The 14,859-nt window shown below is 62.2% G+C and carries 12 protein-coding genes; 9 read left to right on the top strand and 3 right to left on the bottom strand.

All coding sequences use genetic code 11. The annotated features are described in order from the left end of the window. Positions 1-142 precede the first annotated feature (142 nt). From MFF34_RS03555 to MFF34_RS03565, 3 genes are all read left to right on the top strand, one after another. Positions 143-2,731 carry a TonB-dependent receptor gene (locus MFF34_RS03555; RefSeq protein ID WP_238210318.1) on the top strand — a complete coding sequence of 863 codons (2,589 nt, stop codon included), beginning with the start codon at positions 143-145 and terminating at the stop codon, positions 2,729-2,731. Positions 2,732-3,024: 293 nt separating this feature from the next. Further along, complete coding sequence (locus tag MFF34_RS03560; RefSeq protein ID WP_238210320.1) at positions 3,025-3,618, top strand: biliverdin-producing heme oxygenase; 594 nt, start codon at positions 3,025-3,027, stop codon at positions 3,616-3,618. Positions 3,619-3,672: 54 nt separating this feature from the next. Next, positions 3,673-4,086 (top strand): YbaN family protein, encoded by a 414-nt coding sequence (locus MFF34_RS03565; RefSeq protein ID WP_027595654.1) that lies wholly within the window; start codon positions 3,673-3,675, stop codon positions 4,084-4,086. Here the strand turns inward: MFF34_RS03565 and arcD (MFF34_RS03570) are convergent. Continuing rightward, positions 4,066-5,493 carry an arginine-ornithine antiporter gene (gene arcD / locus MFF34_RS03570; RefSeq protein ID WP_238210322.1) on the bottom strand — a complete coding sequence of 476 codons (1,428 nt, stop codon included), beginning with the start codon at positions 5,491-5,493 and terminating at the stop codon, positions 4,066-4,068. The two genes, MFF34_RS03565 and arcD (MFF34_RS03570), sit on opposite strands and share 21 nt — an antisense overlap. A 434-nt stretch (positions 5,494-5,927) precedes the next feature. Here arcD (MFF34_RS03570) and arcD (MFF34_RS03575) point away from each other — a divergent pair, with 434 nt between their 5' ends. From arcD (MFF34_RS03575) to MFF34_RS03600, 6 genes are all read left to right on the top strand, one after another. Continuing rightward, positions 5,928-7,355, top strand: a complete 1,428-nt coding sequence (arcD, locus tag MFF34_RS03575; protein WP_027595652.1) for an arginine-ornithine antiporter — start codon at positions 5,928-5,930, stop codon at positions 7,353-7,355. A 32-nt stretch (positions 7,356-7,387) separates the two neighbouring features. After that, positions 7,388-8,650: an arginine deiminase gene (gene arcA, locus MFF34_RS03580; protein ID WP_019471749.1), complete on the top strand. Its 1,263-nt coding sequence runs from the start codon at positions 7,388-7,390 to the stop codon at positions 8,648-8,650. A 69-nt stretch (positions 8,651-8,719) separates the two neighbouring features. Then, positions 8,720-9,730: an ornithine carbamoyltransferase gene (locus MFF34_RS03585; protein WP_099453034.1), complete on the top strand. Its 1,011-nt coding sequence runs from the start codon at positions 8,720-8,722 to the stop codon at positions 9,728-9,730. Between the two features lie 75 nt (positions 9,731-9,805). Continuing rightward, a complete protein-coding gene (gene arcC / locus MFF34_RS03590; protein ID WP_085272675.1) occupies positions 9,806-10,735 on the top strand; it encodes a carbamate kinase in 930 nt (309 codons plus the stop codon). 56 nt (positions 10,736-10,791) lie between these two features. Further along, a complete protein-coding gene (locus tag MFF34_RS03595; protein WP_085272674.1) occupies positions 10,792-11,160 on the top strand; it encodes a DUF5064 family protein in 369 nt (122 codons plus the stop codon). Positions 11,161-11,309: 149 nt separating this feature from the next. Further along, on the top strand, positions 11,310-12,818 hold the full coding sequence (locus MFF34_RS03600; RefSeq protein ID WP_027595647.1) for a sigma-54-dependent transcriptional regulator: 1,509 nt from the start codon (positions 11,310-11,312) through the stop codon (positions 12,816-12,818). Here MFF34_RS03600 and MFF34_RS03605 read toward each other — a convergent pair. Next, on the bottom strand, positions 12,813-13,982 hold the full coding sequence (locus MFF34_RS03605) for an MFS transporter (protein WP_238210324.1): 1,170 nt from the start codon (positions 13,980-13,982) through the stop codon (positions 12,813-12,815). The genes MFF34_RS03600 and MFF34_RS03605 overlap by 6 nt on opposite strands. Continuing rightward, positions 13,975-14,787 carry an alpha/beta fold hydrolase gene (locus MFF34_RS03610; protein WP_238210326.1) on the bottom strand — a complete coding sequence of 271 codons (813 nt, stop codon included), beginning with the start codon at positions 14,785-14,787 and terminating at the stop codon, positions 13,975-13,977. Before MFF34_RS03610 ends, MFF34_RS03605 begins: the two co-directional genes overlap by 8 nt. Between the last annotated feature and the right edge of the window lie 72 nt (positions 14,788-14,859).

Below are 14,859 nucleotides of genomic sequence, written 5' to 3' on the forward strand. Positions count from 1 at the left end.
TGCATCCCTTGCCTGCGCGATAAATTATTTTTACGCGATTGCGCTGCGCCGCCCGTCTCGTTATAGCCAATGCAACTGATTCTTGTTTGAAAACAAGAACGGTCATCACCTATAACAGTTCGCGCGTCTGGGAGCGCTTTCGATGTCCACAGGTCCAACTCGCCCGTCCACACTTTCCCGCCGTACAGGGCAATTGTCCCTGCTGAGCCTGGCCCTGCTCGCCTGCGGCGCCTGCAGCCTGCCGGCCCTGGCCGCCGAACCTGCCCAGGCCAGCAGCCCGCGCATGGGCGACTATCGCTTCAGCATCGGCCAGCAGCCGCTGGTCTCGGCCATCAATGCCTTCAGCCAAGTGACCGGCTGGCAAGTCGGTTTCAGTGCCGAGCTGGCCGATAACGTGGCCTCGCCAGGGGTGCAAGGTGCACTGCCACCGGAAGCTGCGCTCAAGCGCCTGCTCAAGGGCACGGGCCTTGGCTATCGCAAGATCAGTAACGGCAATGTGGTGCTCGAACGCCAGACCACGGGCAATGTCATCGCCCTGCAGCAGGTGACCGTCAGCGCCACCCGCAGCGCCCAGGACATCAGCCAGGTGCCGAGCACCGTCAGCGTGCAGACCCGCGAGCAACTGGACCGGCAGAACGTCAACAACATTCAGGACCTGGTGCGTTACGAGCCGGGGGTTTCGGTGGCGGGTACCGGCCAACGCAGCGGCCTGAACGGTTACAACATCCGCGGCATCGACGGTGAGCGGATCCTCACCCAGATCGACGGGGTGTCGATCCCCGACAGCTTCTTCTACGGCCCTTACGCCCAAACCCAGCGTAACTATGTCGACCCCGAAATCGTCAAGCGCGTGGAGATCCTGCGCGGCCCGGCGTCGGTGCTGTACGGCAGCAACGCCATCGGCGGTGCGGTGAGCTACTTCACCCTCGACCCCGACGACATCATCAAACCCGGCAAGGACGTCGGCGCCCGCTTGAAGACCGGTTACAGCTCGGCCGACGAAAGCTGGCTGACCTCCGCCACCGTTGCCGGCCGCCAGGGCGACGTCGATGGCTTGCTGCACCTGAGCCAGCGCAACGGCCACGAGACCGAATCGTACGGTGGCCACAGCGGTGACGGCCTGGCCCGCACCGAAGCCAACCCGCAGGACGCGCGCACCACCAACGTGCTGGCCAAACTGGGCTGGAACTACGCCGACGACGCACGCCTGGGGTTCACCTACGAGCGTTACAAGGATGACCGCGACCAGAATATTCTCAGTGCGGCGGGTGGGCCGTTCATTCCAGGTTTCGGCGGCATGGGTTACTACAAGGCACGCAGTGGTAACGACACCATCACTCGCGAGCGCTTCGGCATCAATCATGAATTTGGCTTGGACTCGCTGGTAGCCGACCACATGAAATGGAGCCTGAACTACCAGATCGCCAAGACCGACCAGCACACCGAGGAAGTCTACGCACCACCTGGCCGTCAGGTTCTGCGCACCCGCGACACCACCTACAAAGACCGCCAGTGGGTGTTCGATGCCCAGCTGGACAAGGCCTTCAGCATCGGTGCTACCGACCATTTGCTGACCTATGGCACCACCCTCAAGCACGAGAAAGTCACCGGTTCGCGCAGTGGCACCGGCACCTGCCTGGCGGTTGGCTCAGGTTGCAGCGCCGCCGGTGCAGACCGCCCGGCAGACGGCCAGGCCCTGGTCAGCGACTTCCCGGACCCGACCGTGAACACCTACAGCCTGTTCGTCCAGGACGAAATCCGCTGGAACAACTGGACCTTCCTGCCCGGCGCCCGCTACGACTACACGCACATGGAGCCCAAGTTCACCGACGCCTTCCTGCGTGGCCTGGAGTCCACTGGCACGGCGCCTACCTCCCAGGACGACTCGGACAAGAAGTGGCACCGCGTCTCGCCCAAATTCGGCCTGACCTACGCCTTCAACGACAACTACACCTGGTACGGCCAGTACGCCGAAGGCTTCCGCACCCCGACCGCCAAGTCCATGTACGGCCGTTTCCAGAACCTGGAGCAAGGCTACCGCGTAGAGGGCAACCCGGGGCTTGAGCCTGAGAAGAGCAAAAGCTACGAAACCGGCCTGCGCGGCAACTTCGACGCCGGCAACTTCGATGTGGCGGTGTACTACAACAAGTACCGCGACTTCATCGACGAAGACGCCGTGCAAAGCGCCAACCTGGAGCAAACCTTCCAGGCCAACAACATCAAGCACGCCACCATCAAAGGCGCCGAGGTCAAGGGCCGCCTGAACCTGGATCACTTCGGTGCGCCGCAAGGCCTGTACACCCAGGGCTCGATTGCCTACACCTACGGCCGCAACGATGACACCGGCCAGCCGTTGAACACCGTCAACCCGCTGAAGGGCGTGTTCGGCCTGGGTTACGAGCAGCAGAACTACGGCGGCCTGTTGAGCTGGACGCTGGTCAAGCGCAAGACCCGCGTGGACGACACCCACTTCTACGCGCCCGACGGTTCGAGCAGCAAGTTCCGCACCCCGGGCTATGGCGTGCTGGACCTGACCGGCTTCTACAAGGTGACCGACGACGTCACCATCAACGCCGGCCTGTACAACCTTGCCGACAAGAAGTACTGGCAGTGGGATTCGGTGCGCAGCTACGACGGCCAGGGTGAAGCGGCTGTGACCCAGCCGGCCAACATGGACCGCCTGACCATGCCGGGGCGTAACTTTGGCATCAATGTGGTGTGGGATATCTGATCGCTTGGGTAGGCCTTGAGTGTTGCAGTGCTTGAGATCGAGCGCCGCTTGCGCGGCGTTTCGCAGCACAAGGCTGCTCCTACATTTTTTCGGGCCAATTACTCCTGAGGTAAGGGCGCACGCAAACAGGCGTAGGAGCAGCCTTGTGCTGCGAAACGCCGCGCGAGCGGCGCTCGATCCGAAAGGCGCTACAACTCTCAAGGCCTACACCCGAAAACCCCAGTTTTTTTACTGTCCCGCCCCCGCTATTTCGTCTTGTCTCTAGACGCCCCCTTTTTCCAAGGACTGCCCCCATGACCGAACGCCCAGCCCTGCGCTCCCAGCGCCTCAACCAGATCACCCACGCCCCGCACGCCGAGCTGGATGCCCTGGTCAAGTCCCACGCGCCCTTCGACAGCCGTGAAAGCTTCGCCCGCTTCGTGGTCGCCCAGTACCTGTTCCAGTCCGAACTCAAGGCCTTGTACACCGACCCGCAATTGATCGCCATCGTCCCCGATCTGGCCGAGCGCTGCCGCGCCGAGCAGGCCCGCCTGGACCTCGCCGACCTCGACACCGACGTGCCTGGCCCAGTGCCCGGCGCGGTACAAAATCCGAGCCTGGGCGAAGCCATGGGCTGGATCTTCGTCTCCGAAGGCTCCAAACTGGGCGCTGCGTTTCTGATCAAGCGGGCCGTGGCCCTGGAGCTGTCCGACAGCTTTGGCGCTCGCCACCTGGGCGAACCGGCCGGCGGCCGTGCCGAGGGCTGGAAACAGTTCACCCGTATCCTCGATGGCCTGGCGCTGTCGGCCGACGAAGAGGCCGCCGCCGAACGCGGCGCAGTCGCAGCCTTCGAGCGCTTCACCGAGCTGCTCAAACACGCCTATGCCGCGGATGCCGCGCTGGTCTGACACGCTATGCCCGGCCACCCCACCGGTGGCCGAACCGTTTTTTGCAGTGAGACCATGACCCGACCTGCCCGCTCGAAAATCGCCCGCCTGCTGTATGGAATCCTGGCTTACGTCAGCTTGGGGATAGGCCTGGTCGCGATCGTCATTCCTGGCCTGCCGACCACCGAGTTCATCTTGCTGGCCGCCTGGGCCGCTACCCGCAGTTCACCGCGCCTTTCTGCCTGGCTGGAGAACCACCGGTTGTTCGGGCCGATTCTGTTCAACTGGCGTAATGGCAAGGTGATTCAGCGTCGGGCGAAGGTCAGTGCAACCCTCAGCATGCTGCTGTGCGCGGGGCTGATGTTGACCTTCTTGGACCATCACTGGCCCGTGTTTCTGGCGATTGGCGGCATGACACTGGGCAACCTGTGGATCTGGTCGCGCCCAGAACAGGCCTGCCCTGCCGGGTCACAAGCTCAGCAACCCTGAATACAGGGCATACGCCGCCAGCGCAGCGCCCGCCAGCACCGCGGTAAAAATGAGCTTCTCCCACGTCGTGAACAGGGTCTGCCCCTGCTCGTGCTTGGCCCTGGCGAACAGAATCACCCCGGGGGCATACAACAGTGCCGACAGCAGCAGGTACTTGAGCCCACCGGCATACAGCAGCCACACCGCATACAGCAAGGCAACCGACGCCACCAGCAGGTCTTTGCGCCGCAACGCCGCTTGCCCGGCGTAGGTGTCTGCACGTACCGCCAACAACACCGCATACGCCGCTGACCACAGGTAGGGCACCAGGATCATCGAAGACGCCAGGTAGATCAGGCTGGTGTAAGTTCCGGCCGAAAACAGCGTAATCAGTAAAAAACCCTGGATCATGCAGTTGGTCAGCCACAGCGCGTTGGCCGGTACATGGTTGGCGTTTTCCTTGGCCAGAAAGCGCGGCATGGTCTTGTCACGCGCGGTGGCAAACAGGATTTCCGCACACAGCAACGCCCAGGAAAGCAACGCGCCGAGCAGCGAAATGGCCAAGCCGATACTGATCAGCAACGCACCCCACGGGCCGACGATGTGCTCCAGCACCGAGGCCAACGACGGGTTCTGCAACCCGGCCAGCTCCGGTTGGGTCATCACCCCCAGCGACAGCACGTTGACCAGTACCAGCAGCGCCAGCACCCCCAGAAAACCGATCACCGTGGCCTTGCCCACGTCCGAGCGGCGCTGCGCACGCCCGGAATACACACTGGCGCCTTCGATACCGATGAACACGAACACGGTCACCAGCATCATGTTGCGCACCTGGTCCAGCACATTGCCGAACTGCGGGTTGCTCAAGCCCCAGATATCACGGGTAAAGATATCGGCCCGGAACGCGAAGGCCGCGATGACGATGAAGATCAGCAACGGCACCACCTTGGCCACGGTGGTCACCTGGTTGATGAACGCCGCCTCCTTGATCCCGCGCAACACCAGAAAGTGCACCGCCCACAGCAGCAGCGAAGCACAGCCGATGGCGATGGGCGTGTTGCCCTCGCCAAACACCGGAAAATAAAACCCCAGCGTACTGAACAGCAGCACGAAATAGCCGACGTTGCCGAGCCAGGCGCTGATCCAGTAACCCCAGGCCGAAGAAAAGCCCATGTAGTCGCCAAAGCCGGCCTTGGCGTAGGCATATACACCTGAGTCCAGTTCGGGCTTGCGGTTGGCCAGTGTCTGGAACACGAATGCCAAGGCCAGCATGCCAACCGCGGTGATGCCCCAGCCGATCAGCACCGCCCCCACATCGGCACGCGCCGCCATGTTCTGCGGCAGCGAGAAAATCCCGCCGCCGATCATCGAGCCAACCACCAGTGCGATCAACGCGCCCAAGCGCAGCTTCTGTCCCGGTTCGCTCATGTGCCTCCCTTTTTTCACCCGCTGTCATGCGTTTGAAACAGCCGTGGCGGCCATATAAAAGGCATGACTTATATTAAATGACGCCATAAAAGCTATAGCAGTCATAACTGCTTTGTCTATGCACACGCTCTGTAAAAAACTAGCAGCTGCCCAGCAACTAGGGAAGAAACTCTTAAAACTCGAAATTCTTGTGAAAAATTTGCGAAAGCCCCAAAAACAGCTAGCTTCAAGCATCGCAGGCCGAACAGAGCGTTTGCTCTAGAAGGACATGGAGGTGCCAGCGTGCAAGGCCTGCAGCAAAGCTGTCGGCACTCTCCAGGAGCCACGTGAAGGATTTTTCCTACTTTACGTGCCCATGAACTGACCCAAGTCAGCGAATGGCGCAGGCGTCGGATTTACTCTGTCGTCAACTTTCTCCTGGCAGGAGTTGTTAAATGTCTGATTCATCCGGAAAACTAAAACTCGGTGCGTTAGTTGCACTGGTAGTGGGTTCAATGATTGGCGGCGGGATCTTCTCGTTGCCGCAAAACATGGCGGCAAGCGCGGGCGTTGGTGCAGTGCTGATCGGCTGGGCAATCACTGCGGTCGGCATGCTGACCCTGGCGTTCGTGTTCCAGACCCTGGCCAACCGCAAACCTGACCTGGACGGCGGTGTGTACGCTTACGCCAAAGCCGGTTTCGGTGACTACATGGGCTTCTCGTCGGCCTGGGGTTACTGGATCAGTGCCTGGCTCGGCAACGTCGGTTACTTCGTGCTGCTGTTCAGCACCCTCGGTTACTTCTTCCCGATCTTCGGTGAGGGCAACACCCCCGCCGCGATCATTGGCGCCTCGATCCTGCTGTGGGCCGTGCACTTCCTGGTGCTGCGCGGGATCAAGGAAGCGGCGTTCATCAACCTGGTCACCACGGTCGCCAAGATCGTGCCGCTGGTGCTGTTCGCCCTCATCTGCCTGTTCGCCTTCAAACTGGATGTGTTCACCGCCGATATCTGGGGCCTGGGCACTCCGGAGCTGGGCAGCGTGATGAACCAGGTGCGCAACATGATGCTGGTCACCGTCTGGGTGTTCATCGGCATCGAGGGCGCGAGCATCTTCTCGTCACGGGCGGAAAAACGCGCTGACGTGGGCAAGGCCACCGTCATCGGCTTTGTCACCGTGCTGTTGTTCCTGGTGCTGGTCAACGTGCTGTCGCTGGGCATCATGACCCAACCAGAACTGGCCAAGCTGCAGAACCCGTCGATGGCCGCCGTGCTTGAACATGTGGTCGGCCACTGGGGGGCGGTGCTGATCAGCGTCGGCCTGATCATCTCGCTGCTGGGGGCGCTGCTGTCGTGGGTGCTGCTGTGCGCCGAGATCATGTTCGCGGCCGCCAAAGACCACACCATGCCGGAGTTCCTGCGCCGCGAAAATGCCAACCAGGTACCGGCCAACGCCCTGTGGCTGACTAACGCCATGGTGCAGATCTTCCTGGTCATCACGCTGTTCTCCAGCAGTACCTACCTGTCGCTGATCTACCTCGCCACCTCGATGATCCTGGTGCCTTACCTGTGGTCGGCGGCGTATGCCTTCCTGCTGGCACTGCGCAGCGAAACCTACGAGCAAGCCCTGGCCGAACGCAAGAAGGACCTGTTCATCGGCGCCGTCGCCTTGCTGTACGCCATCTGGCTGCTGTACGCCGGCGGCGTGAAGTACCTGCTGCTCTCGGCCCTGCTGTACGCCCCTGGGGCCATCCTGTTCGCCAAGGCCAAGCGCGAGGTTGGCCAACCCATCTTTACCAACGTGGAAAAACTGATCTTCGCGGCCGTGGTCGTCGGCGCCCTGGTGGCTGCCTATGGCCTGTACGACGGCTTCCTGACCCTTTGACCCACGTCTTCGCACACATGGAGGAATGAACAATGTCCGCTGAAAAACAGAAGTACGGTGTCCACTCCGAAGCCGGCAAACTGCGTAAAGTGATGGTCTGCTCCCCTGGGCTGGCCCACAAGCGCCTGACCCCGAGCAACTGCGATGAACTGCTGTTCGACGATGTGATCTGGGTCGACCAGGCCAAGCGCGACCATTTCGACTTCGTCACCAAGATGCGCGAGCGCGGCGTCGATGTGCTGGAAATGCACAACCTGCTGACCGACATCGTGCAGCAACCGGAAGCCCTCAAGTGGATCCTGGACCGCAAGATTACCTCTGACACCGTGGGTGTCGGCCTGACCAACGAGGTGCGTAGCTGGCTCGAAGGGCTGGAACCACGCCACCTGGCGGAGTTCCTGATTGGCGGCGTGGCTGGCCAGGACCTTCCAGTAAGCGAAGGCGCCGAAGTGATCAAGATGTACAACAAGTACCTGGGTCACTCCAGCTTCATTCTACCGCCGCTGCCCAACACCCAATTCACCCGTGACACCACCTGCTGGATCTACGGTGGTGTAACGCTCAACCCGATGTACTGGCCTGCGCGGCGTCAGGAAACGCTGCTGACCACCGCCATTTACAAGTTCCACAAGGAGTTCACCGGTGCCGACTTCCAGGTCTGGTATGGCGACCCGGACAAGGATCACGGCAATGCCACCCTCGAGGGCGGCGACGTGATGCCAGTCGGCAAGGGTATCGTGCTGATCGGCATGGGTGAGCGCACCTCGCGCCATGCCATCGGCCAACTGGCTCAGAACCTGTTCGAGAAAGGCGCTGCCGAAAAAGTCATCGTCGCTGGCCTGCCCAAGTCCCGCGCAGCGATGCACCTGGACACCGTGTTCAGCTTCTGCGACCGCGACCTGGTAACGGTATTCCCCGAGGTGGTGAAGGAGATCAAACCCTTCATCATCACCCCAGACTCCAGCAAGCCCTATGGCATGAACATCGCGCCGCAGGATGCCTCGTTCCTCGAGGTGGTATCCGAGCAATTGCTGGGCAAGAAAGACAAGCTGCGCGTGGTCGAAACCGGTGGCAACAGCTTTGCCGCCGAGCGCGAACAGTGGGATGACGGCAACAACGTGGTGGCCATCGAGCCGGGCGTGGTCATCGGCTACGACCGCAACACCTACACCAACACCCTGCTGCGCAAGGCCGGTATCGAGGTCATCACCATCAGCGCCGGCGAACTGGGCCGGGGCCGTGGCGGCGGCCACTGCATGACCTGCCCAATCGTGCGCGACCCAATCGACTACTAACGACCATACGCCCGGCCGCGCCCACGAAGCGGCGGCCGGGATGTTTGCCAAACTCAAGGAGAAACTGTCATGGCGTTCAATATTCACAACCGCAACCTGCTCAGCCTCGAACATCACACCACGCGCGAGCTGCGCTACCTGCTGGACCTGTCCCGCGACCTCAAGCGCGCCAAGTACACCGGTACCGAGCAGCAGCACCTGAAGGGCAACAACATCGCCCTGATCTTCGAGAAGACCTCGACCCGCACCCGCTGCGCCTTCGAAGTCGCCGCCTATGACCAGGGCGCCAACGTCACCTACATCGACCCCAACTCCTCGCAAATCGGCCACAAAGAAAGCATGAAGGACACCGCCCGCGTGCTCGGGCGCATGTACGATGCCATCGAGTACCGCGGCTTCAAGCAAGAGATCGTCGAGGAACTGGCCAAGTTCGCTGGCGTGCCGGTGTTCAACGGCCTCACCGATGAATACCACCCGACCCAGATGATTGCCGACGTGCTGACCATGCGTGAGCACAGCGACAAGCCGCTGCACGACATCAGCTACGCCTACCTGGGCGATGCCCGCAACAACATGGGCAACTCACTGCTGCTGATCGGCGCCAAGCTCGGCATGGACGTACGCATCGCCGCGCCCAAGGCGCTGTGGCCACACGACGACCTGGTCGAACGCTGCAAGAAATACGCGGAAGAAAGCGGCGCACGCATCACCCTCACCGAAGACCCGAAAGCAGCGGTCAAGGGCGTGGACTTCGTGCACACCGACGTCTGGGTATCGATGGGCGAGCCGATCGAAGCCTGGGGCGAGCGCATCAAGCAGCTCAAGCCTTACCAGGTGAATGCCGAGCTGATGAAGGCCACCGGCAACCCACGGACCAAGTTCATGCACTGCCTGCCGGCCTTCCACAACTCGGACACCAAGGTGGGCAAGCAGATCGCCGAACAGTACCCAGACCTGGCCAACGGTATCGAAGTGACCGATGACGTGTTCGAGTCGCCGGCCTGCATTGCCTTCGAGCAGGCGGAAAACCGCATGCACACGATCAAGGCGATCCTGGTGTCGACCCTGGCTGACCTGTAAGGGCTGACTCGACGGGAGCAACAACCCTGAACCCTGTGGGAGCAGCACCCACTTTTCCGATAAAGGACATTCCCCATGCGTATCGTTGTTGCATTGGGCGGCAACGCCCTGCTGCGTCGCGGCGAGCCCATGACCGCTGACAACCAGCGCGCCAATATCCGCACCGCCACCGAGCAGATCGCCAAGATTCACCCCGGCAACGAACTGGTTATCGCCCACGGCAACGGCCCACAGGTGGGCTTGCTGTCGCTGCAGGCGCTGTCCTACAAGCCGGACGAAGCCTACCCGCTGGACGTGCTCGGTGCCGAAACCGAAGGCATGATCGGCTACATGATCGAACAAGAGCTGGGCAACCTGCTGGCGTTCGAAGTGCCGTTCGCCACCCTGCTCACCCAGGTCGAAGTGGACGCCAACGACCCGGCCTTCAAAGACCCGACCAAATTCATCGGACCGGTCTACAGCAAGGAAGAAGCCGAGCGCCTGGCCAAGGAAAAAGGCTGGGTGGTCAAGGCCGACGGCGACAAGTACCGCCGTGTGGTGGCCAGCCCCAAACCCAAGCGCATCTTCGAGATCCGCCCGATCAAGTGGCTGCTGGAAAAAAGCAGCATCGTGATCTGCGCCGGTGGCGGTGGCATCCCCACCATGTACGACGAAAACCGCAAGCTCAAAGGTATCGAAGCGGTCATCGACAAGGACCTGTGCTCGGCACTGCTGGCCGAGCAACTGGAAGCCGACCTTCTGATAATCGCCACCGACGTCGATGCGGCCTACATTGACTGGGGCAAGCCTACGCAAAAAGCCATTGCCCAGGCCCACCCCGACGAACTCGAACGCCTGGGCTTCGCCGCTGGCTCCATGGGGCCGAAGGTGCAGGCAGCCAGTGACTTTGCCCGCAACACCGGCAAAGTGGCGGTGATCAGCTCGCTGGAGAACATCGAAGACATCGTCAAAGGCACCGCCGGCACCCGGGTTTCCACCGCCAAGCCTGGGATCAGCTACCGTTGAATGCAGTGGGCGGGCGCCCGGCGCCCGCCATTTTCGACCTTCCAAAGGAGCTTGCCATGGCCCAGTACCACCCTGGTCATGTACACATCGAGCGCAGTGCGCTGAACACCAATGACCACAGCTATGACCTGAACATCGAATACGAGGCCGCGACGGACCCCAAGGAAGGCAGAGGCATTCAGTTCCACATGCATGGCAGCATCGAAGGCAAGACCGTGGAGGAGAAGTTCTTCCTGCCCAAGGACCAGGTGTTGCCCAGCTTCCTCATGCTGTTGACCCGCAAGGCTCAGTCTTACCTGGCCCCGCCGAAGAAGTTCGAGAACCTCAGTTCACCGCACAAACTCTATGATTACATGTTCGCGGACATTCGCGAAAAGCTGGACGTGAAATCGGGCGACGCGATCAAGCCTGAACATCTGGAGTGACCCAATCGCCGGCAAGCCGGCTCCCACAGGTACTCCACTACCTTGGGTCCAGCGGGGTACTTGTGGGAGCCGGCTTGCCGGCGATTGGGTTTAACACTGCTCCCAAGGCATACTACTGGCCTCCCCGGCCATGACCATCCGCCTCCCCCATGCGCATCCACGTCAGCTTCATCGACCGCGTCGGCATCACCCAGGAAGTCCTCGCCCTGCTCGGTGCCCGCAACCTCAACCTGGACGCCGTGGAGATGGTCCCGCCGAACGTCTACATCGACGCCCCGACCCTCAGCCCCGCCGTGCTCGAAGAGTTGCACGACGCCTTGTTCGAAGTGCAGGGCGTGCAGTCGGTGGATGTGGTCGACATCCTCCCGGGCCAACGCCGCCACCTGCAGCTCGACGCCCTGCTCGCGGCCATGAGCGACCCGGTGCTGGCGGTGGACAGCGCAGGCCTGGTGCTGCTGGCCAACCCGGCGTTGATTGCCCTGTGCGGGCGCGAGTCGGCCGGGCGCTCGGTGGGTGAACTGTTCGGCGACAACGGGCTGCTTCAGGCCCTGCAAGACAACAACTTCCACCTACCAATGCGCGAGATGCAGCTCAATGGCCAGAGCCTGCTGCTCGACGCCACCCCCATCACCAACGCCGGCGGCCTGCTGACCCTGTACCCGCCGACGCGCATGGGCGAGCGCCTGTCGGCCTTGCACCACGACCACGCCGAAGGCTTCGATGCCTTGCTCGGTGAGTCACCGGCCATCCGTACCCTCAAAGCCCGTGCCCTGCGCGTGGCGGCCCTCGACGCACCCTTGCTGGTACACGGCGAGACCGGCACTGGCAAAGAGCTCGTGGCCCGCGCCTGCCATGCCATCAGCAGCCGCCATGCCGCGCCGTTTCTTGCCCTGAACTGCGCCGCGCTGCCCGAGAGCCTGGCCGAGAGCGAGCTGTTCGGCTATGCCCCAGGCGCCTTTACCGGTGCGCAACGCGGTGGCAAACCGGGGCTGATGGAACTGGCCAACCAAGGCACGGTGTTTCTCGACGAGATCGGCGAAATGTCGCCCTACCTGCAGGCCAAGCTGCTGCGTTTTCTCAGCGACGGCAGCTTCCGTCGCGTGGGTGGCGACCGTGAGGTGAAGGTGGATGTACGCATCATCAGCGCCACCCACCGCGACCTGGAGCGCATGGTGGCCGAAGGCACCTTCCGTGAAGACCTGTTCTACCGCCTCAACGTGCTTAACCTGCAGGTGCCACCGCTGCGCGACCGTGGCCAGGACATCCTGATGCTGGCGCACTTCTTCATGCAGCAGGCCTGCACGCAGATCCAGCGCCCACCCTGCCGGCTTACCCCAGCCACCCACTCGGCGCTGCTTGCCAACCCATGGCCAGGCAACGTGCGGCAGTTGCAGAACGTGATTTTCCGCGCTGCGGCCATCTGCGAAGGCAACCTGGTGGACATTGGCGACCTGGACATCGCCGGCACTTCGGTGGCCCGCGGCCAGGACGGCGAAGTGGCGAGCCTGGAGCAGGCTGTGGGCGACTTCGAGCGGGAACTCTTGCAGCGCTTATATGCAAGTTACCCCTCAACACGGCAATTGGCCGGCAGGCTGCAAACTTCACATACCGCCATTGCGCAGCGGCTGCGCAAGTACGGTATACCCGGAAAGTCATGAGGCCTGTTGAACAGCCCGAAGGTTATCAACCGGACGCAACAGGGTGCTCAACCCCAACAGCACGAAGGCACCGATCATCATCACCGCCCAAGCCCAGTGCAATGAGCTGAGCTGGTCACGCACGATACCGGCGAGCAGTGGCATGCTGGCGGCGATCAGGTACCCACCACCTTGCACGAACGCCAACAGCGCACCGGCCTTGGACGGTGAATCCGCGTGGTCCATGGCAACGATCAACGAGAGAGGGAAAAGCGCCCCAATGCCTAGCCCCAGGCATACCGTCGCCACGCCCGCCAACGCTACCGGCGCGACCATCAGGCACGCCAACCCTGCTATCAACAACAGAATGACCAACACCAAGGGGTGCCTGCGGTCAGGAAAGCGCTGGATCAAGGATGACACGAGCAACCCGGCGAGCACTTCGGTGACGGTCAGTGCCCCCAGCAGGTAACCCGCCTCGGCCGCCGTCCACCCCAACTCGATGTAGAACGGCGGCAACCAGGCCAGCACCAAGGTGTAGGCACCTGTGCCAATGCCGAAGAACAGCAACAGCAACCAGGCCCGTGCGCTGCGGTAGGGCAATGTGGCCGCCACCTGTCCGCCAGGCGTACCACGCGCTAGCAACAGCCAGACGATCAGGGCGACCAATGCCGGGACGGCAGCGTAGCCCAACGACAGTTGCCAGCCAAACAGGCTCGCGCCGGGTGCTGCCGTGGCGGCGGCCAACGCGGCGCCCGCCATGATGCCGGTGGTGAACAACCCCATCAGCATGCCAGCACTTTGCGGATGGCTGCCTTTGAGGAACGCTGGCATAAGCGCCTGAATCATCGCAATGCCGATACCGCCCAGTGCCGCCGTGGCGATGAGCGCTTCGGCAGTGCTGACGTAGGCGCGTGCAGCGCAGCTCAGCGCAATCAGCACGATGCCTGTCGCCACGCCCGTGGTCTCACCGACCAGACGCAGCAGCCAGGGGCCGGACAACGCGAACACGCCCATCATCATCACCGGCAAGGTTGTCAGCAGGCCGGCTTGGGTATTGCTCAGCCCCAGGTCGTGCTGCAGCAACTGCAGCAGCGGGCCGATAGCAGCCATGACCGGCCGCAAGTTCAAGCCGATCAATATCGCCAGCAACCCGACGCAGGCTTTGTTGGGGGTATCAGACATGATGGAGGGGCTCCTGCAGAAACGCACCGGTTACCTGGTTGAATGCCTGTGCCAGCGGTACGTTGAATACGTGCCCCTCGCCAGCGAGGGTGGCCAGGCGAGCGTGACCGATGTTGCTGCAGAGGGTTTCGGCCTCGGCGCTGGGGCTGATCGGGTCAAATTCTGCGGCGAGCACCAGTGTGGCAGCCTGAATGCGTTGCAAATCGCCAGTCAGGTCGTACTGCTTCATGCCCTCGCACCAGCGGACCTGGTTGTGCGCCCGTAACTGCGCCGCCTGGGCGTGCCACGCCTGGTAAAGCCGCTGACCATCGGGCGAGGCGGCGAAGTCCGCACCCACCAATGCAGGCCAGCTCGATTTGAAGCGCTTGAGGCAACCATCCTGCTTGTCGAAGGCGGCCGCCCACTCGCTGAGCAGCCCCCGGCGATGCGCCGTGCTCATGCTGGCGAAGGTGCCGGCAACGATCAGTTTCTCCACGGCGTGCGGTGCATGGCAGGCCATCTCAAGGGCCACCATGCCCCCGAGGGACAAGCCGATCAGCTGGATGCTGTCGAGCCCAAGGTGGTCCAGCAGCGCCAGCATCTCCAAGGCTTGGGCATAGGCGGTGATGCCTTCGGGCGCATCACTGGATGCACCGTGCCCTAGCAGGTCGGGTACGATGACACGGTGCCCGAGGCCAAGCAGCGCGCTGAGCTGCGGCATCCACGCCCTGCCGCTGTTGCCCAACCCATGCAGCAGGAGTACAGGGCTACCGGAGCCGGTGTCATGATAATAGTGACGATGCTGTCCATGTATGAAAAAAGCCATGCTGCCTCCTGATCCTTGAGCTTCACCGCGCCAAGATAGCTTAACGTTAAGATTGTTAAAAGGTGCGGGGGT

This window comes from Pseudomonas sp. PAGU 2196 (genome assembly GCF_022179005.1).
Taxonomy (GTDB): domain Bacteria; phylum Pseudomonadota; class Gammaproteobacteria; order Pseudomonadales; family Pseudomonadaceae; genus Aquipseudomonas; species Aquipseudomonas kermanshahensis.

Coding starts and splice junctions, on each gene's coding strand:
- MFF34_RS03555 (WP_238210318.1), top strand. CDS start 143: ATGTCCACAGGTCCAACTCGCCCGTCCACACTTTCCCGCCGTACAGGG.
- MFF34_RS03560 (WP_238210320.1), top strand. CDS start 3,025: ATGACCGAACGCCCAGCCCTGCGCTCCCAGCGCCTCAACCAGATCACC.
- MFF34_RS03565 (WP_027595654.1), top strand. CDS start 3,673: ATGACCCGACCTGCCCGCTCGAAAATCGCCCGCCTGCTGTATGGAATC.
- arcD (WP_238210322.1), bottom strand. CDS start 5,493: ATGAGCGAACCGGGACAGAAGCTGCGCTTGGGCGCGTTGATCGCACTG.
- arcD (WP_027595652.1), top strand. CDS start 5,928: ATGTCTGATTCATCCGGAAAACTAAAACTCGGTGCGTTAGTTGCACTG.
- arcA (WP_019471749.1), top strand. CDS start 7,388: ATGTCCGCTGAAAAACAGAAGTACGGTGTCCACTCCGAAGCCGGCAAA.
- MFF34_RS03585 (WP_099453034.1), top strand. CDS start 8,720: ATGGCGTTCAATATTCACAACCGCAACCTGCTCAGCCTCGAACATCAC.
- arcC (WP_085272675.1), top strand. CDS start 9,806: ATGCGTATCGTTGTTGCATTGGGCGGCAACGCCCTGCTGCGTCGCGGC.
- MFF34_RS03595 (WP_085272674.1), top strand. CDS start 10,792: ATGGCCCAGTACCACCCTGGTCATGTACACATCGAGCGCAGTGCGCTG.
- MFF34_RS03600 (WP_027595647.1), top strand. CDS start 11,310: ATGCGCATCCACGTCAGCTTCATCGACCGCGTCGGCATCACCCAGGAA.
- MFF34_RS03605 (WP_238210324.1), bottom strand. CDS start 13,982: ATGTCTGATACCCCCAACAAAGCCTGCGTCGGGTTGCTGGCGATATTG.
- MFF34_RS03610 (WP_238210326.1), bottom strand. CDS start 14,787: ATGGCTTTTTTCATACATGGACAGCATCGTCACTATTATCATGACACC.